Source organism: Alcanivorax sp., from assembly GCF_040118815.1.
Classification (GTDB): Bacteria; Pseudomonadota; Gammaproteobacteria; order Pseudomonadales; family Alcanivoracaceae; genus Alcanivorax.
Genome location: NZ_JBEDTC010000006.1, coordinates 296,334 through 318,066, shown reverse-complemented (window position 1 = coordinate 318,066; position 21,733 = coordinate 296,334). Strand labels below are relative to the sequence as shown.

Annotated in this window: 20 protein-coding genes and 2 tRNA genes; 9 read left to right on the top strand and 13 right to left on the bottom strand. The window is 57.5% G+C overall.

Features of this window, described 5'->3' with window-relative positions; all coding sequences use genetic code 11:
- Positions 1–3: 3 nt before the first annotated feature.
- Both sdhD and sdhC read right to left on the bottom strand, forming a co-directional pair.
- Entirely contained in the window at positions 4–375 is a 372-nt protein-coding gene (sdhD, locus tag ABNH18_RS05510) for a succinate dehydrogenase, hydrophobic membrane anchor protein (RefSeq protein ID WP_349381845.1), read from the bottom strand.
- The gene (sdhC, locus tag ABNH18_RS05505; protein WP_349381844.1) at positions 369–743 is read right to left on the bottom strand and encodes a succinate dehydrogenase, cytochrome b556 subunit; all 375 of its coding nucleotides are present in this window, start codon (positions 741–743) and stop codon (positions 369–371) included. Before sdhC ends, sdhD begins: the two co-directional genes overlap by 7 nt.
- 455 nt (positions 744–1,198) lie before the next feature.
- Here sdhC and gltA point away from each other — a divergent pair, with 455 nt between their 5' ends.
- From gltA to ABNH18_RS05490, 3 genes are all read left to right on the top strand, one after another.
- The gene (gene gltA / locus ABNH18_RS05500) at positions 1,199–2,482 is read left to right on the top strand and encodes a citrate synthase (RefSeq protein ID WP_349381843.1); all 1,284 of its coding nucleotides are present in this window, start codon (positions 1,199–1,201) and stop codon (positions 2,480–2,482) included.
- Between the two features lie 249 nt (positions 2,483–2,731).
- Positions 2,732–3,835, top strand: coding sequence for an SMP-30/gluconolactonase/LRE family protein (locus tag ABNH18_RS05495; RefSeq protein WP_349381842.1), 1,104 nt, complete (start codon positions 2,732–2,734; stop codon positions 3,833–3,835).
- On the top strand, positions 3,832–4,716 hold the full coding sequence (locus ABNH18_RS05490; RefSeq protein ID WP_349381841.1) for an NAD(P)-dependent oxidoreductase: 885 nt from the start codon (positions 3,832–3,834) through the stop codon (positions 4,714–4,716). The genes ABNH18_RS05495 and ABNH18_RS05490 overlap by 4 nt, the downstream gene beginning before the upstream one ends.
- Positions 4,717–4,868: 152 nt before the next feature.
- Here the strand turns inward: ABNH18_RS05490 and ABNH18_RS05485 are convergent, their stop codons facing one another.
- Positions 4,869–5,906 (bottom strand): amidohydrolase family protein, encoded by a 1,038-nt coding sequence (locus ABNH18_RS05485; RefSeq protein WP_349381840.1) that lies wholly within the window; start codon positions 5,904–5,906, stop codon positions 4,869–4,871.
- A gap of 174 nt (positions 5,907–6,080) precedes the next feature.
- Here ABNH18_RS05485 and ABNH18_RS05480 point away from each other — a divergent pair, with 174 nt between their 5' ends.
- From ABNH18_RS05480 to ABNH18_RS05465, 4 genes are all read left to right on the top strand, one after another.
- Complete coding sequence (locus ABNH18_RS05480; RefSeq protein ID WP_349381839.1) at positions 6,081–6,488, top strand: MbcA/ParS/Xre antitoxin family protein; 408 nt, start codon at positions 6,081–6,083, stop codon at positions 6,486–6,488.
- Entirely contained in the window at positions 6,479–7,210 is a 732-nt protein-coding gene (locus ABNH18_RS05475) for an RES family NAD+ phosphorylase (RefSeq protein ID WP_349381838.1), read from the top strand. The genes ABNH18_RS05480 and ABNH18_RS05475 overlap by 10 nt, the downstream gene beginning before the upstream one ends.
- Before the next feature lie 180 nt (positions 7,211–7,390).
- Entirely contained in the window at positions 7,391–9,493 is a 2,103-nt protein-coding gene (locus tag ABNH18_RS05470; RefSeq protein WP_349381837.1) for a TonB-dependent receptor, read from the top strand.
- The gene (locus ABNH18_RS05465; protein ID WP_349381836.1) at positions 9,493–10,827 is read left to right on the top strand and encodes a PepSY-associated TM helix domain-containing protein; all 1,335 of its coding nucleotides are present in this window, start codon (positions 9,493–9,495) and stop codon (positions 10,825–10,827) included. The genes ABNH18_RS05470 and ABNH18_RS05465 overlap by 1 nt, the downstream gene beginning before the upstream one ends.
- Positions 10,828–11,011: 184 nt before the next feature.
- Here ABNH18_RS05465 and ABNH18_RS05460 read toward each other — a convergent pair.
- From ABNH18_RS05460 to gltX, 3 genes are all read right to left on the bottom strand, one after another.
- Positions 11,012–11,087, bottom strand: a tRNA-Glu gene (locus ABNH18_RS05460).
- Between the two features lie 5 nt (positions 11,088–11,092).
- Positions 11,093–11,168 (bottom strand) — tRNA-Ala (locus ABNH18_RS05455).
- A gap of 259 nt (positions 11,169–11,427) precedes the next feature.
- Complete coding sequence (gltX, locus tag ABNH18_RS05450; protein WP_349381835.1) at positions 11,428–12,912, bottom strand: glutamate--tRNA ligase; 1,485 nt, start codon at positions 12,910–12,912, stop codon at positions 11,428–11,430.
- 177 nt (positions 12,913–13,089) lie between these two features.
- Between gltX and ABNH18_RS05445 the strand changes: the two genes are divergently transcribed.
- On the top strand, positions 13,090–13,644 hold the full coding sequence (locus tag ABNH18_RS05445; RefSeq protein WP_349381834.1) for a DUF4399 domain-containing protein: 555 nt from the start codon (positions 13,090–13,092) through the stop codon (positions 13,642–13,644).
- 94 nt (positions 13,645–13,738) lie between these two features.
- On the opposite strand, the gene ABNH18_RS05440 is transcribed toward ABNH18_RS05445, so the two are convergent.
- The 4 genes from ABNH18_RS05440 to ABNH18_RS05425 form a co-directional block, all read right to left on the bottom strand.
- Positions 13,739–14,095 carry a glyoxalase superfamily protein gene (locus ABNH18_RS05440; protein ID WP_349381833.1) on the bottom strand — a complete coding sequence of 119 codons (357 nt, stop codon included), beginning with the start codon at positions 14,093–14,095 and terminating at the stop codon, positions 13,739–13,741.
- 62 nt (positions 14,096–14,157) lie between these two features.
- Positions 14,158–14,403: a DUF2164 domain-containing protein gene (locus tag ABNH18_RS05435; protein ID WP_349381832.1), complete on the bottom strand. Its 246-nt coding sequence runs from the start codon at positions 14,401–14,403 to the stop codon at positions 14,158–14,160.
- A 149-nt stretch (positions 14,404–14,552) separates the two neighbouring features.
- Positions 14,553–15,392, bottom strand: coding sequence for a universal stress protein (locus tag ABNH18_RS05430; protein ID WP_349381831.1), 840 nt, complete (start codon positions 15,390–15,392; stop codon positions 14,553–14,555).
- Between the two features lie 44 nt (positions 15,393–15,436).
- Entirely contained in the window at positions 15,437–16,918 is a 1,482-nt protein-coding gene (locus tag ABNH18_RS05425) for a SulP family inorganic anion transporter (RefSeq protein WP_349381830.1), read from the bottom strand.
- A gap of 1,002 nt (positions 16,919–17,920) precedes the next feature.
- Here ABNH18_RS05425 and ABNH18_RS05420 point away from each other — a divergent pair.
- On the top strand, positions 17,921–18,463 hold the full coding sequence (locus tag ABNH18_RS05420; RefSeq protein WP_349381829.1) for an Rv1289 family protein: 543 nt from the start codon (positions 17,921–17,923) through the stop codon (positions 18,461–18,463).
- A 126-nt stretch (positions 18,464–18,589) separates the two neighbouring features.
- Here ABNH18_RS05420 and ABNH18_RS05415 read toward each other — a convergent pair whose 3' ends face one another.
- From ABNH18_RS05415 to ABNH18_RS05405, 3 genes are all read right to left on the bottom strand, one after another.
- A complete protein-coding gene (locus ABNH18_RS05415) occupies positions 18,590–19,399 on the bottom strand; it encodes a DNA adenine methylase (RefSeq protein WP_349381828.1) in 810 nt (269 codons plus the stop codon).
- Positions 19,400–19,608: 209 nt separating this feature from the next.
- A complete protein-coding gene (locus ABNH18_RS05410) occupies positions 19,609–19,842 on the bottom strand; it encodes a hypothetical protein (RefSeq protein WP_349381827.1) in 234 nt (77 codons plus the stop codon).
- The gene (locus tag ABNH18_RS05405; protein WP_349381826.1) at positions 19,839–21,728 is read right to left on the bottom strand and encodes a hypothetical protein; all 1,890 of its coding nucleotides are present in this window, start codon (positions 21,726–21,728) and stop codon (positions 19,839–19,841) included. Before ABNH18_RS05405 ends, ABNH18_RS05410 begins: the two co-directional genes overlap by 4 nt.
- Positions 21,729–21,733: the final 5 nt, after the last annotated feature.

Sequence of the window (21,733 nt, the reverse complement as noted above, 5' to 3'; positions counted from 1 at the left end):
GGATTACGCCCCTCCCCAGATCAGAACAAGACCCCATAACAGGTACACAACCAGCGCCAATGCGATTGCCACTTGAGCAATCAGGCGCACGCCGGTGGCGGCTTTACCCAGAGTCATGCCAGTCAGGTAGTCAGTGGTTACGCCCCACAGACCTACCCAGGTGTGTGCTGCGACAGAAATCACCAGCAGGGTGTTGGCTATCTGCATGCAGATAGATCCCATAAAGGCCTTCCAGCTGCCGTAATCCAGATCGCCCGCAAGGATCAGGTAGCCCAGCAGGCCGATCATGTACAGGCCGATGATGGCACCGGAAACGCGCTGGATGAGCCAATCAGATAAGCCATTACGGCTTAGGCTCGTTACAGTGGTTACCATATCCACGCTCCTACCAGCAGAATCAATACCGCAGAAATGATGAAAGTCAGCTTGGCGCCACGACGGCCGCCTTCCAAACTTTCACCAACACCGGTATCCATAATCAGGTGACGAATACCCGCCACCAGGTGATACAGCAATACAGCCAGAATGGCCCATACCACCAGCTTCACTAGCGGGGAGGTCATCAGTTCTTTCAGGTCCGCAAAGCTCTCGGGAGACGCCAGGGAGCGATCCAGCATCCACAGCAAAATCGGCAGTGCCAAAAAGATGGCAACGCCGGTTACACGGTGGGTGATAGATGCTATAGCCGTGACCGGGAACTTGATCGTGCTCAGATCGAGGTTAACGGGTCGCTTATCGTTCACGGTAGCCTACTTATAGCCGGGCCTCTGTATTAGAGGCGGTTGTCGGGAACTTGGCAGAGTCATTGAGATCAGAACGTGAAGCCTGATCTCAATAAATCTGCCCGGGCCGGGGTGGGCCCGTGTGAAACCCCCAGCAGGAGGTTTCTGCCGGGCGGCAGTATATCGCCGCGCCTTACGCAAAACAAACGCTCCGAGCGACAATTATTGTTCACTTACCGGCTAACGCCTTGATTTACAATGATGCACCTGATGTGAACGCAATGAATTTGTGTTGCACCATGCTGAGGCAAAACCGTCTTTTTATCGTAACAAGCTGTTTACCCTACAAAAGTCTGACTCCCCGGTTCGCGCCTGCGCGTTGACAAAGGTGTGTCAAAACTTTACCTTCCCCCGCGCTTTGGAGGACCTTCCTTACCTTGAGGAACGTTCCCTCGTCCGCCAATGGAGAGATTCCCATGACCGAGAAGAAAGCCACTCTCAAGGTAGAGGGTCAGGACCTGGACCTGCCGATCTACACCCCGACTCTGGGCCGCGACGTTATCGACGTGTCCAAACTGGTAGCTAACGGCGTCTTTACTTTCGACCCCGGTTTCACCTCTACCGCTTCCTGTGAATCCAAGATCACCTTTATCGATGGTGAAGTGGGTAAACTTCTGCACCGCGGCTACTCCATCGAGGAGCTGGCAGGTCAGTCCGACTATCTGGAAGTGTGCTACACCCTGCTGTACGGCGAGCTGCCCACCGCAGAACAACGCGATCACTTCATCAGCACCGTGAAGAACCACACCATGGTGCACGAGCAGATTCGCAACTTCTTCAACGGTTTCCGCCGTGATGCCCACCCGATGGCCATCATGTGCGGTGTAGTGGGCGCCCTGTCCGCCTTCTACCACGACTCGCTGGACATCAATAATCCCGAGCACCGTGAAATCACCGCGTACCGCCTGATCGCCAAGATGCCCACCATCGCGGCCATGTGCTACAAGTACGCCCTGGGCCAGCCCTTCATGTACCCGCGCAACGACCTGGGTTACGCAGAAAACTTCCTGCACATGATGTTTGGCAACCCTTGCGAAGAGTCCAAAATCAGCCCGACCCTGGCCAAGGCCATGGATCGCATCTTCATCCTGCATGCGGACCACGAACAGAATGCCTCCACCTCTACCGTGCGTCTGGCTGGCTCCTCCGGTGCCAACCCGTTCGCCTGTATCGCTGCGGGCATCTCTGCCCTGTGGGGTCCGGCTCACGGCGGTGCCAACGAAGCTGTGCTGAACATGCTCGACGAAATCGGCCACATCGATAACATCGATGCCTACATCGCCAAAGCGAAGGACAAGAACGATCCGTTCAAGCTGATGGGCTTCGGTCACCGCGTTTACAAAAACTACGATCCGCGTGCAACCGTAATGCGCGAATCTTGCCACGACGTGCTGGCCGAACTGGGTGTCAACGATCCGCAGCTTGAGTTGGCCATGAAGCTGGAAGAAATCGCCCTGAACGACCCCTACTTCAAAGAGAAGAAGTTGTTCCCGAACGTGGATTTCTACTCCGGCATCATCCTGAAAGCTATCGGGATCCCGACTTCCATGTTCACTGTGATTTTTGCCCTGTCTCGCACCGTTGGCTGGATTGCACACTGGAACGAAATGATCTCCAACTCGTACAAGATTGGCCGTCCGCGCCAGCTGTACACCGGCGAAGCCGAGCGCCCGTTCGTGCCGGTCAACGAGCGCAAGTAAACGCCTCGTTATCGCCAAAAAAACCGCCTTCGGGCGGTTTTTTTATGCCTGAAAAAGCAGTAGCGAGTTAAACGTTGCGAGTCACGAAACCCTGTCGCGATCTCGACTTTCGCTCCTCGAAGCTCGCTGATCGCCCACCTGCCAACATCGGTGTCATCCCGCTGATTAAACGTTATTACCACCCTGCATTTGCGTGGCCGCGCCGTGCGTGCAAGCATCGTTGTCTCGCTAGCCAACGCAGACATTACAATGAAAAAAATCCTCGCACTTATCATCATCGCAGCCATCGCGACTTATCTGCTGTTCTGGCCCGTCAGCATCGAGCCAGTCGCCTGGCAAGCACCCGCAGCCCCTGCCCTGGAAGGCCCTTATGCCACCAATACAATGCTGGCTGACAGCCGTATTCTCGGCAAAGATAAAGGCACTGGCCCGGAAGACGTGGCCATTAATAACAAGGGCGATTTGTACGTGGGTTATGTGGATGGCCGCATCGTTCGCTTTGATCCCGACGGCAAGAACCCGGACTTGATTGCCAACACCCAAGGCCGGCCGCTGGGGCTGGATTTTGATCCTTATGGCAACTTGATTATTGCTGACGGGTACAAGGGGCTTCTTAGCGTCAGCCCCAGCGGAGCAATCACCACGCTTAGCAACACTGCCGGTGGCGCCCCCTATGGTTTCACCGATGATGTGGATGTAGACAGCAACGGCGTCGCTTATTTCTCTGACGCCTCCAGCAAATTCGGCCCGGCCATGCATGCCCGCGACGACATCATGGAACACGGTGGTCACGGGCGTCTGCTGCGTTACGATCCAAGCACAGAACTGACAGAAGTCCTTCTTGATGGCCTGCAGTTCGCCAACGGTATCGCCCTGTCAAAGAATGAAGACTTCGTTCTTGTTACCGAAACCGGCAGCTATCAAATTGTCCGTTACTGGCTCAAAGGCGACAAAGCCGGCAGCCACGACATCTTTATGGATAACCTGCCCGGTATTCCTGATGGCATCTCGGCCAATGGTGACGGCACCTTCTGGCTGGCCCTGTTCAGCCCCCGTAACGCCATGCTCGATAGCCTTTCCGACAAACCTCTGCTGCGCAAAGTTGCCTTCCGCATGCCCAGCTTCCTGCAGCCGCAACCGGTGCATCACGGCTTTGTACTTGGCCTCAACGAGCAAGGTGAGGTCACCCACAATTTACAGGACAACAGCGACAGCGCCTTCGCCCCGATCACCAGTGCCGAGCAACACGGCAACACTCTGTACCTGGGCAGCCTGACCGAGCCTCGCTTTGCCGCTTACCCCCTGCCCGATGCCACGCACGCTGAAAACAATGTCGGAGACAACGGAAAGTGAGCACTTTAAACGCAGCCTTTATCGGGCTCGGCACCATGGGTTACCCCATGGCCGGGCACCTGGCCGAAGCCGGTATTTCCATGACGGTGTACAACCGCACGGCTCAGCGGGCGCAACAGTGGGCTCGAGATTACCCCGGCAGCCATGCGCCCACACCCGCTGAAGCCGCCCATGGGGCCGACCTGGTTTTTGTCTGTGTGGGTAACGACAACGACCTGCGCCAGGTTACGCTCGGTGAGAACGGCGCTTTGCAAGGGCTGGGCAAAGACGCCATTCTGATCGATCACACCACCGCCAGCGCAGAAATGGCCCGTGAGCTGGATACCGCCTGTCGGAAGCAGGGAAATTATTTTATCGATGCACCGGTTTCCGGCGGCCAGCAAGGCGCCCAGAATGGCCAGCTATCAATCATGTGCGGGGGTGAAGACGCGGTCTATCAACGCGTGCTACCCACCCTTCAGCATTACGCCAAAGCCGCCAATTTGATGGGCCCGGCAGGTAGCGGCCAGCTTACCAAGATGGTTAACCAGATCTGCGTGGCCGGCCTGGTGGAAGCGTTATCTGAAGGCGTCGCCTTTGCCCAGAATGCCGGCCTCGATGCCCGCAAAGTCTTCGACACCATCAGCCAGGGCGCCGCCGGTTCCTGGCAGATGGTGAATCGGCACCAGACCATGATCGACGACCAGTATGAGCACGGTTTCGCGGTGGACTGGATGCGCAAGGACCTGGATATCTGTCTTCACGAAGCCGCCCGCAACGGTACTCGCCTGCCCATCACTGAGCAGGTGAACGACTTCTACCGGGATATTCAGTCCATGGGGGGTGGGCGCTGGGATACATCCGCCTTGCTGCGTCGATTGCAGAGAAAGCCTGACACCTGATGCCCTGACGCCTGACGCTTCATGCCTGACGCAATAAAACCGGAACCCACATCACCACCGATGTGATCCTGGATTTAGGCGCCAGGCACTCCGCAAAAAACAGCACTTATCAAAAAACGTGACGTTTCCTTAAATCCACGAAAAACCCTCATTCAAGGCAATTTCTCTGCCCCCTTTTGGGGCACAAGAGCGTCCGCATTCCCGTGTGTGAGCTGCTCCGCCACTTTTTTGGGCAGCGCCTCAAGCAGAGGTTCGTACTCGCCAAGCACCCTTTCCATACTGCCGAAGTGGCCCACCAGATCGGTTCCCAAGGTAAAACGGTCGGGAAATTCACCAATCAGCGCCAGCCATTCGTCACTGGGTTTCCCCTCGTCAATCAGATAGTGATCTTTCACACTCCACGACAGATCGATGTACAAATTGTCATAACGGCTCAACAACGCTCGCAGAATGGGCGGCAAGGTCCCCAGCGGCGGCTGCCTCTCTTCGACCCCACCACTGGTGCCTGCATGGGCCAGTAAAAAAAGGGTTTCCGGGTTCCCACCCAGGGCCTCTTCCAGCTCCCCCAAAAAGATCGGCGTTTCTTCGCGCAAGGAGGTCAAATTGCTATGCAGCAACACAGGCAGGTCATAGCGCCCCGCCATCTCATACACTTTCATCAACGCAGGGTGATTGGCTCGGGGCGTCTCCCCTTCCGTCAAGGCGGTGAGTTGATCATGGCGGGTGAGAACCTCGCCCACCCCTTGCCACAGGCCCGGATAGCGTTCGATCAGGCTTTCTATCTGCTCCGCGGCGTGCATGTCCGTAGGATTAAAACCGCTAATAAACGGCTGCAACCGGGCCTGCTCATCCGGCGGCAATGACAATACTGCCTGCGCGACAATGTCATCTGTGGCGCTGTAGTAATACAACGGCGCCTCATCGCCCAGGTAGTAGCGAGGGCGACGCGGCGCCTCCGCCTGCCATTTTTTCATCACCGGCAGGCCAAACACCCAGGCCCGCTCGACCCCTGCCTTATCCATGGCGGCAATCATCGCCTGCGCACCCTCGCTGTCCTGCATAAAATCCACGTAGTGCAGATGCGCGTCGGTCCATTGCCGATCAGTAACGTCCCCCGCATTGGCACAGCCTGCCGACAGTGCAGCCAACAACAGCACCCCGCCACCCAGCGCCTTAACCCTGTTTTCCATCCAGATTCTCCGGTAACCGTCCGCCGACACAGTGTAATGACCATCCAATGATCGCAATACAGTGACTACAGCCACTCCTGGATGTTCAGGGATATGACACTTTATTACCCTGAATGTCTCTAGGTAGACAATTATGTAAATATGGATCACTATCGGAGCAAGCAGGAGGAAAACATGGAACCCGCAACAGCCTACACCCCACAAGCCCTGGACGATGGCGCCCGCCATGCCGCCTTGCGTGCGGTACTGAAATTGCTGGAACACTGGCAGTGCAGTGAAAAGGAGAAAATGGCGCTACTCGGCGTCGGCCGCTCCACCCTGCACAAATACCAGAGCCAGCCGGACAGCGCCCGGGTGAGCCAGGATCTACTGGAACGACTCAGCTACCTGCTGAATATCCACCAAGCCTTACGCACCCTGTTTGGCAACAAGGAAAACGTGTACGGCTTTGTTCGCATGGCCAACCATAACGCCTTTTTCAATGGCGCTACCCCCATGAGTATCATGGGCAACGGCCGGGTCGCCAGCCTCTATGAAGTGCACCGCCAGCTCGACAGCCTGCGGGGCGGACAATGGGGTTGAGCGAACCGGATACCGATGCCCTGCCGCGCACTACGCTTCACGGCCAAACCGCCTACCGGCTGGTGAATGGCAAATACCCCCCCATCGCCATCTTCGATGATGTGGCGGACCAGACTGATTTTGATTCACTATTTGCGGTGCAGGCGCTAACCAATGCACGCCTGCAAAATGATATTGGCGAACTGAATAGAGTGCCCCCAGACCAGCGCCCGTGGGGCATCCCCGGTTGCAACTATGCGCTGGGCCCTTTCGTGCACGTCAACCCGGAAGGTTCACGCTTCTCTGCTGGCCACTACGGGGTGTTCTATTGCGCTGATCGCATGGCAACGGCCATTGCCGAGACTCGCTATCACCAGCAACGCTATTTTCAGCAGGTGGATGGGCTCAAATATGATCGCATCGTTATGCGTGGCCTGAAGGTCCATTTCACCGCGACACTTATCGACATCACCCCCGCCAGTAATCATCCGCACTGGCACGCCCCCCATGACTACACCGCTGCCCAGCAACTCGGCCAGCAACTCGGCCAGCAACTACGTGACCAGCAGCACAGAGAACAACACAACGGCATCCATTACGAATCCGTACGGTCCGCCGGCAGCCATTGCTACGCCCTGCTAACCCCACAGTTCATCACCAGCATCACCCCCAGCGCTCACTACGAATACATCTGGGACGGTGAAAAAATCGCGCACACCCTTACCATCCGCCGCCTGAGCTGAACGGCACCGCAGCCCATGTGGCGATATGCCGCATTTCCCTTTTCTGCCACAAGACTATGCTGCGACCCCAACTCAATCCGGTTCGGGGAAATCATGCCTTTACGTCGCCTCTTTGGTCCTGCGTCACACCCAGTCCTGCGCTTTTCACAGCCCCTGTGCCTAATAGTGGCCTGTAGCGGGATGTCCTTAGCCATTGCAGACGACAGCAACCAGCTGGACACCGTGTCGGTGAGTGCCTCTGTTCCTGATCAGAGCACGGATCCGCTGCCCGAAGCCGCCACCGCCAGCCGACTCGGACTGACCATGCGCGAAACCCCGGCCACAGTAGACATCATCGGCCGCGATGAAATAGAACAGGAAGGATTGCGCAATCTGATCGAGCTATACCGCAACGCTCCGGGCGTCAGTGCCGGCAACATTCCCGGTTCACCCGCTTCGGTAAGCATGCGCGGCTTCACCGATGTGGGCTATCTATTCAACGGCACCCGCGCCGTGGATCCTGGGCTGATGTCCCGCAACATGAATACCTGGAATCTGGAACGGGTTGAAATCCTCAAAGGCCCGGCGTCCGTATTACACGGTACCGGGGCACTGGCGGGCAGTATTAACCTGGTCACCAAGCGCCCCGACGTAACCGCAGACTCCTATGACGGCATGATCAGTTACGGCAGTAACGATACGGTTAACCTGGGCGTGGGCGCTAACAAGGTACTGACCGACACCGCCGCCCTGCGTGCCGATTTCAGCCACGATGAAAGCGACGGCTTTGTCGACGACACCAATAGCCGCACCGATGCCTTCACCACCGGGCTGCTGCTAACCCCCACCGAGAAACTGACGCTGTCTTTTGATCTGGATCTGTACAGTGACGAATACCGTACTCCCTATCAGGGGGCACCATTACTGCCCGCATCCGTGGCCCGTGACCCCAGCGATGCGGTCTCCGGTGACCTGGTGCTAGATGAATCGATCCGCGACAACAATTACAACGTGAATAACGGCGTGATGGAGTCCGAGAGCCAGTGGTTCCGAGCTCGGGTGGACTACCAGCTCAACGAGCACTGGAAGTTGGCCAACGAAATGGGCTTCTACAATGCTGACCGCAACTGGGCCAATTCTGAAGATTTCACGTATAACGCTGGCACCGGCCAATTAGATCGTCTGACCACCATCATTACGCATCGCCAGAAATCTGCCTCCGAGCGTTTTTACGCGGCCTATGATGGCAAACTGGGAGAATTGCGTCATCGCTTCACGGCCGGTATCGATCTGCGTTATACCGACTTCTTTTCGCAGCGCCGTTTCGGCGACACAACCTCCGTGGACCCGTTCAACCCGGATCGTGGCCGCCTGCCAGTGGATAACGCCGGCAATTATCCGTATCGGGTGAATTACGACAGCACCGTCACCACTCAAGGCGTGTTTATCGAAGACGCTCTCAACCTAACGCCTAACTGGTTATTGGTCGGTGGCGCTCGCTATGACTACTCTGATCTTAATCGCACCATTGATGATCTGAGCACCGACACCAGCACCGATTTCGGCCAGACCTACGAATCATTTTCGTGGCGGCTGGGCACCATCTATGACCTGACCAACAACACCCAACTTTTCGCCCAATACAACCGTGCCGCCACCCCCATTACCTCCTTGGTACTGAGCAGCGAATCACGGGCCGCTTTCGATCTATCCAAAGGCCGCTCCATGGAAGCCGGGGTTCGGACCGATTTCTGGGATCGCCGGGCAACCCTGACGGCGGCCGTTTACCGCATCGATCAGGATGACATTCTTACCCGGGACCCAAGCAATCCCGCACTGACTGTGCAAGGCGGCAGCCAGCGCTCCGAAGGCGGCGAACTGGACCTGACCCTACAGCTGCTGCCGCAATGGTGGCTGCGACTCAGCGCCGCCCATGTGGACGCAAAATACACGGAACTCAACGACGGCAGTGGCAACGACCTCGCTGGCAATCGCCCCACCAATGTTCCAGATGATACCTACACGGCCACCAGCGCCTACACCTTCAAGCCTGTCGCACTCACCGTGGGCGGCGCCATTCGTCACACCGGCGACTTCTATACCAGCAGCAGCAATGACTACAAGGTGGCCAGTCGCACCTTGCTGGATGCCTGGGTCAGCCACCCTTTAGGCAAAGGCACCCTGACTCTGCGAGGCCGCAACCTGACCGACGAGTTCTACGCGGACTGGTCCGGGTATAGCGCCACCCAGGTTTACGTCGGTGCCCCACGCACCGTGGAGCTGGGCTGGACTGGCCACTTTTGATGGCAACAACGCGTCCCGACGCCCCGCAAGACAACCGCCTGTATGCGGCCGTTTGGCGATGGCATTTCTACGCGGGGCTGATCACCGCCCCGTTTCTGCTGATTCTCGCCGTGACAGGCGCTATCTACCTGTTCAATGACGAAATCAACGACGCCCTCTACCCGGAACTTCGCTTTGCGAGTTCCGGCGAGACCGTCCTGCCGCCTGAGCCGTTACTGGAGGCCGTTCGTCACGCCTATCCCACAGCAGCACTCACCCGCATCGATATGCCCACTGAGGCAGGCCGCACCGCCAAGGTCTACATCAGCCCCATCGATGGACCAGACCGACGGGTTTTTGTCGACCCCAGCAGCGCGCAGGTCCTCGGCAGCTATGTATACACCAGCACCCTGGTCGGTTTTTCCGATGTGGCCCATGGCTCCCTGCTACTCGGCGAAACCGGCGATGCCATTGTCGAGCTGATGGCGTGCTGGGGATTCGTGCTGGTGGTCACCGGCCTGTACCTCTGGTGGCCACGCAAACAGGCAGATCAACGCTATCGCTTTCACCCCAACGTGCAAAAAAAGGGCAGACCGCTATGGCGCGAGGTGCACCGCCTCACCGGCCTGTATTCCGCCGTGCTAATCCTGTTCCTGATTATCACGGGATTGCCTTGGGCCAGCCTGTGGGGAGGCCAGTTCCTCACCCCGGTCAGTAATGCCCTGGGGATGGGCTATCCCTCATTTCTCCGCCACCACGGCAGTGACGACAGCAAAACCCTTGTCGACACCCATGGAGAAGCCCCCTGGACACTCAACGCAGCCCCGATTCCCCATGGCCATCATGGCACCACCAACATCGGCGTGAACAACGTCCATCAAACCCTGGTCGACCAGGGCGTTCCATTGGGCTACCGGCTCTCGCTGCCACAGTCTCCCGGAGACATTTACAGCGCCTACACCTACCCCGACCAACCGGAAGGCCAGCGGACTTTTCATATCGATGCTCACAGTGGTGATCTCATTGGCAAAGCCGGCTTCGATGATTACGGCCCCATCGCCAAAGCCGTGGAATGGGGGGTCGCTCTGCATATGGGAAATTACTTCGGCTTGGCCAACCAGTTGCTTATGCTATTCCCCTGCCTCGCCATCATTGCCCTGGTTATCAGTGGGCTCACCCTGTGGTGGAAACGCCGCCCACAAGGCCGCCTTGGCGCACCAAAGAAACTGGCACCGGGAAAGAAACGGAACCTGGCGCTGATCACCGCCACCTTGATGCTTTTCTTTCCCCTGGCAGGCGCCAGTTTCGTCACCATTCTGGCGCTGGATATGGGCTGGCGGGCAATACGGGCCTGACGCAAGAAACTGTGCTTTGCGGTAAGAAGGTGAGTCGGGGAGAATCAGCGGGATGTGAAGACCCGTCTCTCTTCGCTCACCCCTAGGCCTCAGGGCGATCAGGCCATGCGTGTTGCGTGAACCATGATGCGGCCGCAAAGCGGCAATAAAAAAGCCCCACTCTTTCGAGTGAGGCTTTTCTATTTGGCGTCCCCTAGGGGAGTCGAACCCCTGTTACCGCCGTGAAAGGGCGGTGTCCTGGGCCACTAGACGAAGGGGACGTGTTTGGTGGAGCTAAGCGGGATCGAACCGCTGACCTCAACACTGCCAGTGTTGCGCTCTCCCAGCTGAGCTATAGCCCCAAATACCAGTGGGATCAGCTGCATCCCGGTAGGTGCGGCGTATTCTACCGGCCACCCCTACCCTGTCAAGCGCCAGCCAGCGGTTTTTTTCAGAATGAAGTCGATTTGACTACATCCTGAGCAAGTTGCTGAAAAACTGGGCAAAAGCAGTGGCGAGTGACGAGCTTCGAGTTGCGAAAACCGACATGCTGGCGCGGGCTTGCTGCTTTGACCATCGAAACTCGCTGCTCGCAACTCGAAACCCCGTCCAGGCGCCTTTCTACCCCACCGGCAGATCCCGGTAGGCCTTCTCCAGCTTCTTTATCTGTTTCTTGGACACGCCACCGAGAACCTCGATGGCGTGGCGGATGCGGGCGCGGCTTACGTCAGAGCCGATAATCTCCATGGAGTCCACCACCGAAAAGCTGGCGCTGGTGCCTGCAACAGCCACAAACACCGGGAACAGGAAATCCTTGATCTTCACTTCCTGGGCATCGGCGATGGCTTTGGCATCGGCAAACAGGCCGTCGCGATTCCAGTCGTTACGCGCCTCATAGGTCCACAGCAAGTACTGGAGCCATACCTTCATATCTTCTGGCCCATACTGCTTGTGCTCAAAACTGGCCTCGGTAATGGCAGGCATACCGTTGAAACAGAAGGCCGCCTTGTCCGCCACTTCCGACAAGGTCTCCACGCGCTGACGCAGATGCGGGATGATCTTCAGCGCATAATCACGGTTGTAGGCCCAGTCCAGTAGCGAATCCAGAAATTGCTCATCGCTCTGGTCACGCAGCCACTGGCCGTTCAACCAACTCAGCTTTTCAACATCGAACACCGGCCCGCCCAGCGACACGCGCTGAATATCGAAGGCGTCCTGCATTTGCGTCAGCGAGAACTTCTCGCTTTCATCCGGCATGGACCAGCCCATGCGGCCCAGGTAGTTCACCAGCGCTTCAGGCAGGTAGCCCATACGTTTATAGAACAGAATACTGGTGGGATTCTTGCGTTTGCTTAGCTTTGATTTGTCTGGATTACGCAGCAGCGGCATGTGACAAAGCACCGGCATATCCCAGCCAAAATATTCATAGAGCAACTTGTGCTTGGGCGCAGAGTTAAGCCATTCCTCGCCACGAATCACATGGGTGATCTCCATCAAGTGATCATCCACGATATTGGCCAGGTGATACGTGGGCATGCCATCGGATTTCAGCAGAATCTGCGCATCCACCAACGCCCAATCCAGCTCAACGGGGCCGCGTAGCATATCCTGAATTTCACAACGGCCATCCACCGGCACGCGCATGCGGATCACATACGGCGCTCCGTCCGCGTCCCGTTTGGCCTGCTCGTCGGTGGGCAATTCCAGGTCCTGTGGCTTCAACGCCCGGTTCTCGCCGCTCTCTTTCAGCCCGGCGCGCAGCGCATCCAGCTCCTCGCTGGTGCGGTAGCACTTGAACGCATGGCCTTTCTCGATCAGCGCCTCGGCGTACTCGCGGTACATGTGCTTGCGCTCACTCTGGCGATACGGACCATGGGGGCCGCCCACGTCCGGGCCTTCGTCCCAAGTCAGCCCCAGCCACTTCAGGGAGTCGAGAATCATCTGTTCGGACTGGTCCGTGGAACGGGTCTGGTCCGTGTCTTCGATGCGCAGAATAAACTGGCCACCGTGCTGCTGCGCAAAGCAGCGATTGAACAGGGCGATATAGGCCGTGCCGACGTGAGGATCACCGGTGGGCGACGGGGCAACTCGAGTACGAACAGTCATGCTGACTCCAATAATGCAAACTGGCGCGGATTATACCTGCCAAAGCCCCGCCCATGTAGACACCAAGTCCCGGGTTTCTGTTATGGTTGTGGCAACTTTATGACTCCGGTTCATTCTGTTGCCGCATTCTACCCGGCAGCAGGTCTTCATTGGATTCAACTGATCAAGGAAAAGACCATGCGTATTCCGTTCCAACGCTCCCTTCTCGTCGCGCTGATTACCAGCACTGCCCTGCTGCAGGCGTGCTCCGACAATAGCGAAGACGCCGCCAAAGAGGCCGCTGCCCCTGCTGCAGAAGCCCCCGCCACCGCTGACCATAGCAATCACATGAACACTGATGACAGCGCCGACAAACCCGCAGCCAGCGGCATTACCCGCAGCTCAGCGCCAGAAGGCGCCGCCGCTGAAATCGTCAGCCCGGCCAATGGCGCCACCGTCAGCAGCCCGGTGAAGGTTGTCTTTGGCCTGGAAGGCATGGACGTATCTCCAGCCGGGAAGGAAAAGGACAACAGTGGTCACCACCACTTGCTTATCGACCTGGACAAAATGCCGGACATGAACATGCCCCTTCCGGCCAACGACCAGGTCGTCCACTTCGGTAAAGGCCAGACGGAAACCGAACTGGAACTGGAACCGGGCACCCACACCCTGCAATTGCTGCTAGGCGATTACCGCCATGTGCCCCACGAGCCAGCGGTAGTGTCGGAGACAATCACCATCACCGTGGAATAATCCCGGTACCACGAAAACAAGAAAGGGCCTCAAATGAGGCCCTTTCTTGTTTCAATGTTGCCTGCCGGCACGACGTGATTGCTCAAGCGGAACATCACCTTTCATTAAAAAGAATACGGTTTGAAAACGGGTCTGTTACTTCAAACACCCGATTTCCCCACGGTGCCGTTTCAATACTGGGTCGTGAGTAGCGGTACGCAGTGGCCGACACCTCAGCAAACAGTGCGTCCAGTGCATCCATGTTAACGAGCAACTTGGTACCAGGGCAGCCGTCACCAGAATGCTCACTGAGATGCAGAACAAGCCCCTCCCTCGACACCTGCATGTACAGAGGAAAATCCGGCCCGAAACGGTGCTCCCAATCCAGGGTCATTCCCAGAAACCCCAGATAAAAGTCTTTTGCTTTGTCTTCGTCGAAAATGCGGATGACGGGTATCGCCTGAAAATCCATTTCTCACCTTCTTCCTGACAAAGACAATATGTTGAGTCAGCAGCCTCATGATCGCGCCGGCCTCAGAGCTCCGGTTTCTCCAACTCCTGAATCACGTAACCGAGCTCGTCCATTTTTTCGTTAAAAACCTGCTGGGCATCAAACAGCCCCTGGTTATACAACGATGCACCCAGTTCACGGATAAAGAAATCAATCAGAAACTCGGCTTCAAACCCGCCGATCTCCTGCTGCAATTCCTCATCAAAGTAGGCTTTAACCTTACCAACCAACCGTTCTTTTTGTTGGCTGGAGAGTTCGACATCACGCATTTTCACCCAATCAATGTGCAACCGTAGAGCGCCACGAAACAAGGGACCTCAGCGACTGGATCGAAAAACAACGCACGCCTAATTCCAGAAAGCACAGCCCACCTTACTCTTAGCGTCAGGTATCTGGCGTGAAGCGTGCGGCCTCTTACTTAGCGCAATAACAAATGCGGTACCTTGGCTTCCCGAATCATCTTGTTAGTGGTGCTACCCACAAAGAACTCGCGAATACGGGAATGGCCATAGGCGCCCATCACCACCAAGTCCACGTTGTGGCTCTGCTGGTACTGATGCAGGGCGGGCTCCACGTCGCCATCCAGCGTGGCGGTTTGCACGTTGTGCCCGGATTGCTCCAGCTGCCGGGCAGCCTCTTCGAGACCGTCATGGTTGTTGCCGACCGTCACCAGATGACAATCCAGCCCCTGAAACAACGGGCTGTCCGCCAGCATGCTGACGCCCTTGCGGGCGGTGGCGCTGCCATCGAACGCAAGCATGATGGTTTTAGGGGCCTGAAACTCCCCCACGGTGACGAGAATAGGACGATGCAGGCCGCGAATGACGCGTTCCACATTATCGCCCACCTGCGCGCCAATACCGTCGTGCTCTTCACCCTGCTTGCCGATGACCAGCAAACGCATTTCCTCTTCCATCTCGGCAAGCGTATCCACCAGATCACCATGACGCTGGCGCTGCTGAGGCTCGCTGATGCCGTTCGCAATAGTCCGTTGGCCGGCGGCTTCGAGCATCATTTTACCTTGCTCCAACGCCAGGCGATTTCGCTTGGCATCCAGATCCGCCAGCTCTTCCATCAAATGCTCGCGACCACCCAATGCCAGATTGCCACTGAAATCGGCACTGACCGGGTAGCGCGAATGGTCCAGCACGTGCAACAGCGTCAGCGGCGCGCTCAGGCGCTGTGACGCCCAGGCGGCGTAATCGCACACGGCCGTGGCGGCATTGGAGCCGTCGATACAGGCGATGACGTTAGTCATTGTTGTTCTCCTTTGACGCTTAGCGCGGCAATTGTTTGCGACGCTTAATGGCCGCCCATCATTTTTTCAACAGCAGCGGGCTTGTCGTGCACACCGAATTTATCCACCAGCGTCGCGCTGGCTTCGTTAAGGCCAATCAAGTCCACCTCGGTGCCCTCACGACGGAACTTGATGACGACCTTGTCCAGAGCGCCGATGGCAGTGATGTCCCAAAAGTGGGCGCGATGCACATCAATAGTGACTTTATCGATGGCTTCCTTGAAGTCAAACGAAGCAATGAACTGGTCCGATGAGGTAAAGAACACCTGCCCTACCACGTCGTAAACCCGGTGCCCGTCTTCCGCACTTTCTGTGGCGTTGACGTAGAAAATACGGCCCACCTTGTTGGCGTAGAACAGTGCGCTCAGCACAACCCCGATCCCCACACCAATGGCCAGGTTGTGGGTCGCCACCGTGGCAATAACGGTGGCCAGCATGACCACCGTGCTGCTGGCCGGGTGTTTGGCCATATTGGTAATAGATTCCCAGCTGAACGTGCCAATGGACACCATGATCATCACCGCCACCAGCGCGCCCATGGGAATCTGCGATACCCATTTACCCAGGAACACCACCAACACCAACAAGAAACAGCCGGCGAACAGGGTCGACAGCCGCTTGCGGCCACCGGATTTCACATTGATCACCGACTGGCCAATCATGGCGCAACCAGCCATGCCACCGAGGAAACCGGACGCGATATTCGCCACGCCCTGGCCTTTGCATTCCCGGTTCTTGTTGCTGTCGGTGTCAGTCAGATCATCAACAATGGTAGCGGTCATCATGGATTCCAGCAGGCCGACCACAGCCAACGCCAGGGAGTACGGCAGGATGATCTTCAGGGTTTCCAGATTCAGCGGAATATCCGGCAGCAGGAAAATGGGCAGACTATCCGGCAGCTCCCCTTTATCCCCCACCGTGGGCACATCAATGCCCAAATACATCGCCACACCGGTAATCACCACGATGCAAACCAGCGGCGACGGCACTGCGGTGGTCAGCAGCGGCAGCAGATAGATAATCCCCAAGCCTGCGGCCACCATGGCGTACACATGCCAGGTCACGTTCACCAGCTCGGGCAACTGCGCCATGAAAATGAGAATAGCCAACGCATTCACAAAACCCGTGACCACAGATCGAGACACAAATCGCATCAGGTTACCGAGTTTAAGAAACCCGGCGATAATCTGCAGTGCACCCGTGAGCACAGTGGCCGCCAACAGGTATTGCAGGCCGTGGTCCGCTACCAGGGTCACCATTACAAGCGCCATGGCCCCGGTGGCTGCAGAAATCATCCCCGGGCGACCGCCAAAGAAGGCCGTCACCACGGCAATACAGAAAGAAGCATACAAGCCCACTTTCGGGTCCACACCGGCAATGATGGAGAAGGCGATCGCCTCCGGAATCAACGCAAGCGCCACAACGGCCCCCGCCAGCAAGTCACCACGGACGTTACTGAACCAGTCCTGCTGAATCGTTCGAAGCATGGATTTCAATCCTGTGTTTGGAGATAACAAGCAATGGCTGCGCAGCGGCAGCAATAAAATACAGAGAACGGCACCCGACAACAGGCACCGCACGGCAAAGCCATGTAGGAGGGCGCGCTAGGGCGGACTCAGCCGTGTTTGGGTCATGTGAACACCCGGTGTAGTGAGGAAAGGCGCGGATTCTAGCAGAACCGTTCCGCCAATTACAGGCAGTGCCAGAAGCCACGCCCCCGCCCCACTACGCCCCGAGACAACAACATGCGATAATCCCCGCTTATCTGTACCGCCTGCGCGGCATCCGCAAAGGCCCCAATGATGTGCCCGATACCGTGTTAATGACCGAGTCCACCGCCGCCAACAGCCCGTCTTCGATACTGGACCGCCGCCTGAGCGTTGCCCCGATGATGGACTGGACGCACGATCAAAAAATAGAAAGGAATAACAACAAGATAGAATTCATTGCTTTTACCGTGGTGCAAATATGGTGCAAAGCAGACTCTCGAATGATGGGATTTCTTACACGGCCAGGCGATTGCAGCTGACAGACATCACCAAACGAAGGCAGCATTCTGAACATGCCCACCGCCGGCCAACACAGGATCTCCGTTCTCAGGCCAGCGACAGACGTGTCAGCGACCACGCGGTGGGGTCCAACGAAACAGGATCAGGCTGAAGACTTTCCGCAACTACCACACCGGCCAACCCACGAATCCACCGGGCCCGTACAGTAACGGCACTGCTCACCTTCTGCACGGCCGTTTCGGTACACCGCCCATACCCGAACAAATAAGAATATCAGTGCAGCTACAAACACCACGCCGCCCACTGCAACCACATTGCCTGCGATCCCGTCAAAACCCATAACGCCTGGAAAGACAAAGCCCCCGATCAGGGCCAAACAACCCCCAAAGAAGGCCACCACTGCTGGCTGCCCGAAATACCATCCTTGCAACTTCATCACAGATACCCCAAAAATAAGACGAAAACATACTGAGAAAAACCATGACAACAAAATCTCACATTGCTTCCCGTATCGAGAAGGCCATAGAAAGTTACCAAGAAAGTGACTATGAAGATGCCTTACTCCAACTATTCCCGGCCATGGACGCAACAGCCAAGAAAAGATATTCCAAGTTTGGCAATGCTAAGAGAATGAAGCAGTTCATCGCTGACGATCACGGAATCATCTGGGCTGCCGCCACAGGCATGCTAATTGGATCAATTAACATCGACGGTACCGACCTCCCATCAGCAGTCTATAAGTTTGCACGCTGCACACTCATTCACGAAGGAGGACTAGACAGGAGGATCAGTTTCAACGCCCCAGGCATGGTAATGCTATCTGCCAATAATTGGCGGTTTCCCCCCACATTCATACCCGCACTGATAATGATCGTGGTAATGGCGCCAGAAAATAAAGGGCTCACTTCATCCACAGAGCTTGATTATGGTTTCTTGGGACAGCAACTCCAGATAGACCAGCTTTGGGGTGACAAAGCCAGAGTGCAAGAAATCTGCGATCAGCACTACGCGGGAAGACACTAATACATCGAAGTTAATCGATTACACAGATCCAACCAACCGCTCCGTGAAACGCTTGGGCCGGTTGCCACCGGCAGGAAAACGCCCTGCCCGCGACCCCACACCAGCATCACATAGCGGACTAGCTCATCAATCACCCAACCCAAACAACCCGCCCTGCTGCTCCACCGCATTGCTGTTCAAGATAACCAGCTCTTTGCAGGCCTGCCGCTTATCCTTGGCACCCCCGCCCACGGTGTACTCATAGTCCTTTGAGTGAATCTCGAAGCTCTCGAAAATCTCCCTGACCACCGGGTGGTCATTCAGGCTTATCACCACCTTGCCTTTGCACTCACGCCCCAGTCGGGCCATCTGTTCGTACTGATCGACACCGAACTCCGTGCCATACCCTGCCGTTTCATAGTAAGGGGGATCACAGTAGAACAGGGTGTCGGGCCGATCATAGCGCTCGAACATTTTTGCCCAATCCCCCTGCTCGAGCGTCACTTGCGATAACCTGGCATGCGCGTCGACCAGATCATTCTCCAGTGTCAGCAGGTTGAATTTCGGGCGCGTGGTGGCGGCGGTACCGAAGGTCTGGCCTGTAGCCTTGCCGCCGAAGGCAAGCTTCTGCAGGTAGAGAAACCGCGCTGCGCGCTGCACATCGGTCAGCGTTTCCGGCGGCGTATCACGCAGCCAAGACCACTGATCACGGCTGACCAGCACCCACTTGAACTGCTTGTACAGTTCCTCCAGGTGATGCTTGACCACCCGGTACAGGTTGACGATCTCGCCATTGATATCGTTCAGCTCCTCAATTTGTGACGGGGACTTCGCGAAGAAGATACCCCCTGCCCCAGCAAACACCTCTACATAGCAGCTATGTGCGGGGAACAAGGGAATAATTGAACTCGCCAGACGGGATTTCCCACCCATCCACGGGAACAGCGGTTTAGCCATTGGGGATTCCTCAAATTTGCCGATTAAGGTAGGCTCACCGCGCTGTGTCGACACAGCGGCGGGCCTTGCTTGGCAAACGAGGTATGCACTCGCTTGTTAGGACCACCCCGGTGTTACAGCACCAGGGTGGTGCCCGTCTCTCACACCTGAACGGTGTAGGAAGGTAGGTTCGGGGCACTGCCCCGAATTTCTCTTACGCTTAGCAGGCATCACACCTGCACAGTGGACACCGTCAACACCGGCACTTCATACGACAGCCGGCCATCTTCGATCATCGCTTTTTTGGTAGCGGCCACGCCCTCGCCTTTCACGGTGATATCGATGCCATCGCGGGTTTGCACGGTGCTGGTGCCGTCGCCGTTGTTGCTCTGTACGGTCACCACATACCGGCCTTCGCCTTGCAGCAGGCGCCGGAACTTTAGCCAGGGGTTACGGGTGCTCATGCGCTGCGCTCCAGGGTGACAGATTGATAAATCTCAGCGCCGCCCGCCTTCTGCACGCTGATCGACACCGCAAGCACCAGGGCCATGTAGTCGAGCAGGCTGTCGTCGTGCATCACTTTCACGATCATGCCGGGCACCAGCACACCCGGTGCCGCGCCGGATTCGGGGATGATCACGCTCAGGGTTTCGACCACCTTGTTGCCCGCCGCTGCCAGTTCGGCTTTGCCGCGGCTAATGGCGGGCTGGCTGTCAGTGATCAGGTCTTCGTAAATATCGGGCATGGGGGCGGTGCCGCCACTGCCGGCGCGTTGCACATCCACGGCTTGGCCTTGGCTCACGCCGCTGACATAGCAGGCGTTGAAATCCGGGCCCGGCTCATATTGTGCAGACCGGCTGCGCACCATGCCGATATAAATACCAGCATCCGGGGTTGCCGTTCCCCAGTCCCACGGCAGCACTTTATAGCGCGGCTGAACCGTCCAGCTGTCCGCATCCATGGCGGGCACCATGATGCCCCCCGCCGCCGTCACAATTTGCGCCACCACCTGCGCCGGCGACTTATCCCGGAAGCTCAGCGCACCCGCCGGAATGGGCCAGTCTGGCAGGTCTTCATCATTGCCGGTTGGCCAGGTCAGGGTGAAGCCGGTGTTCTGCAGCTCTGCCGTTGCGGCCTGGGCGGCGGTGGTGGCGCTCGCGTTGGTATAGCTGCGCGTAGGCGCGAACGGCGCCGCCATATACTGCGTGCGGCTAACACCCGTGATGCTGAATTTTTCAGTGGGGAAACGCTCATCGCTGGTGTAACGCTCAATGCTAAACACCCAACTATGACCGTTGATGGCAACGGCAATGTCTTTCATGCCACCGGCACCCGGCGCCACCAGCGCCAGCGAGCCTTGCCCGTACAGCGTGCCGGAGAACCTCCACGCCCAAGAATCAATATCCAGCCCGATAGACACACCCTGAATATCCAGCGCCGTGCCCGTCGCAACGTCCGTAATTTGCAGCGTATTCATAATCAGATAGACCGTTTTGAATGCCGGCGGCTCCACCGGATCCGGGTCCGGGTTTGGCTCCACTGGGTAGGGAAGGTTGTAGTCGTGCCAGATGCTCTGCCCGGCGCCCCACGGCAAGCGATGCTCGTTATCGCGCGTGGCGGCCTGGCGGGCGGTGATGCGATAAGACACATCGTGCGGCACGCTCGGGCGCGCTGGCTTCACCCAGCCGAAACGCAGTTCGACGTTATCCGGAGCGGTGATTTCTATCACGCCGGAATCGGCAGCGAGCGTGATCGTGGTGGCTGTGTCAGTGTTGAGCAGGGCATAGCGGGCGGCGGAATCGTCGTATACCGTGCCGGCCAGGTTCACGCTGTACCAGGGCTGGGCTTTTGTGGCGTCACGGGCGGGCGTTTTCATTATCCACCCGGCCACATAACCGGCACGGTCACCGGCAGTCGCCGCGCCCCACGGGAGAGCCCGCGCCCGATCCAATGGCCGGGACTGATGCCAGGCCACCCGGTTTTCAGCATGAGACGCGCCCGCCCCACCCCAGCCGCCACGAACCGCCCCGTCACGCTGCCCAGCTTCCTCAAAGCGCGCACGGACCAGCAAGTCCTGGCCGCGCCCCACCGCCCAGCACCCTGCTGTTTCAGCATCCGCAGGCACCCCCGGCGACAACCGGATAGTCGTCTGCCCCTGGGCTGCCACCGCCCGCCGCAGCGGCGCCAAATACTCGACAAACAGGTTTGGTGTTGCCCACGGTAGAGGGGGCACCGGGTCAACGCCAGCGACGTAATCCAGCTCAATCGTGAGCGGGTCGACCGGGCCGATGAACGGCCCGGTCTGCAGATTTAGATCGACACTGTCCCACCGCTCGACGCTATATGGCACTTGCT

Excerpts from the sequence above, each read along its gene's own strand:
- ABNH18_RS05415 (WP_349381828.1), bottom strand. The coding sequence starts at position 19,399 with ATGGCTAAACCGCTGTTCCCGTGGATGGGTGGGAAATCCCGTCTGGCG.
- gltX (WP_349381835.1), bottom strand. The coding sequence starts at position 12,912 with ATGACTGTTCGTACTCGAGTTGCCCCGTCGCCCACCGGTGATCCTCAC.
- sdhD (WP_349381845.1), bottom strand. The coding sequence starts at position 375 with ATGGTAACCACTGTAACGAGCCTAAGCCGTAATGGCTTATCTGATTGG.
- ABNH18_RS05495 (WP_349381842.1), top strand. The coding sequence starts at position 2,732 with ATGAAAAAAATCCTCGCACTTATCATCATCGCAGCCATCGCGACTTAT.
- ABNH18_RS05465 (WP_349381836.1), top strand. The coding sequence starts at position 9,493 with ATGGCAACAACGCGTCCCGACGCCCCGCAAGACAACCGCCTGTATGCG.
- gltA (WP_349381843.1), top strand. The coding sequence starts at position 1,199 with ATGACCGAGAAGAAAGCCACTCTCAAGGTAGAGGGTCAGGACCTGGAC.
- ABNH18_RS05430 (WP_349381831.1), bottom strand. The coding sequence starts at position 15,392 with ATGACTAACGTCATCGCCTGTATCGACGGCTCCAATGCCGCCACGGCC.
- ABNH18_RS05425 (WP_349381830.1), bottom strand. The coding sequence starts at position 16,918 with ATGCTTCGAACGATTCAGCAGGACTGGTTCAGTAACGTCCGTGGTGAC.
- ABNH18_RS05435 (WP_349381832.1), bottom strand. The coding sequence starts at position 14,403 with ATGCGTGATGTCGAACTCTCCAGCCAACAAAAAGAACGGTTGGTTGGT.
- ABNH18_RS05440 (WP_349381833.1), bottom strand. The coding sequence starts at position 14,095 with ATGGATTTTCAGGCGATACCCGTCATCCGCATTTTCGACGAAGACAAA.
- ABNH18_RS05470 (WP_349381837.1), top strand. The coding sequence starts at position 7,391 with ATGTCCTTAGCCATTGCAGACGACAGCAACCAGCTGGACACCGTGTCG.
- ABNH18_RS05420 (WP_349381829.1), top strand. The coding sequence starts at position 17,921 with ATGACAACAAAATCTCACATTGCTTCCCGTATCGAGAAGGCCATAGAA.
- ABNH18_RS05475 (WP_349381838.1), top strand. The coding sequence starts at position 6,479 with ATGGGGTTGAGCGAACCGGATACCGATGCCCTGCCGCGCACTACGCTT.
- ABNH18_RS05480 (WP_349381839.1), top strand. The coding sequence starts at position 6,081 with ATGGAACCCGCAACAGCCTACACCCCACAAGCCCTGGACGATGGCGCC.
- ABNH18_RS05410 (WP_349381827.1), bottom strand. The coding sequence starts at position 19,842 with ATGAGCACCCGTAACCCCTGGCTAAAGTTCCGGCGCCTGCTGCAAGGC.
- ABNH18_RS05445 (WP_349381834.1), top strand. The coding sequence starts at position 13,090 with ATGCGTATTCCGTTCCAACGCTCCCTTCTCGTCGCGCTGATTACCAGC.
- ABNH18_RS05485 (WP_349381840.1), bottom strand. The coding sequence starts at position 5,906 with ATGGAAAACAGGGTTAAGGCGCTGGGTGGCGGGGTGCTGTTGTTGGCT.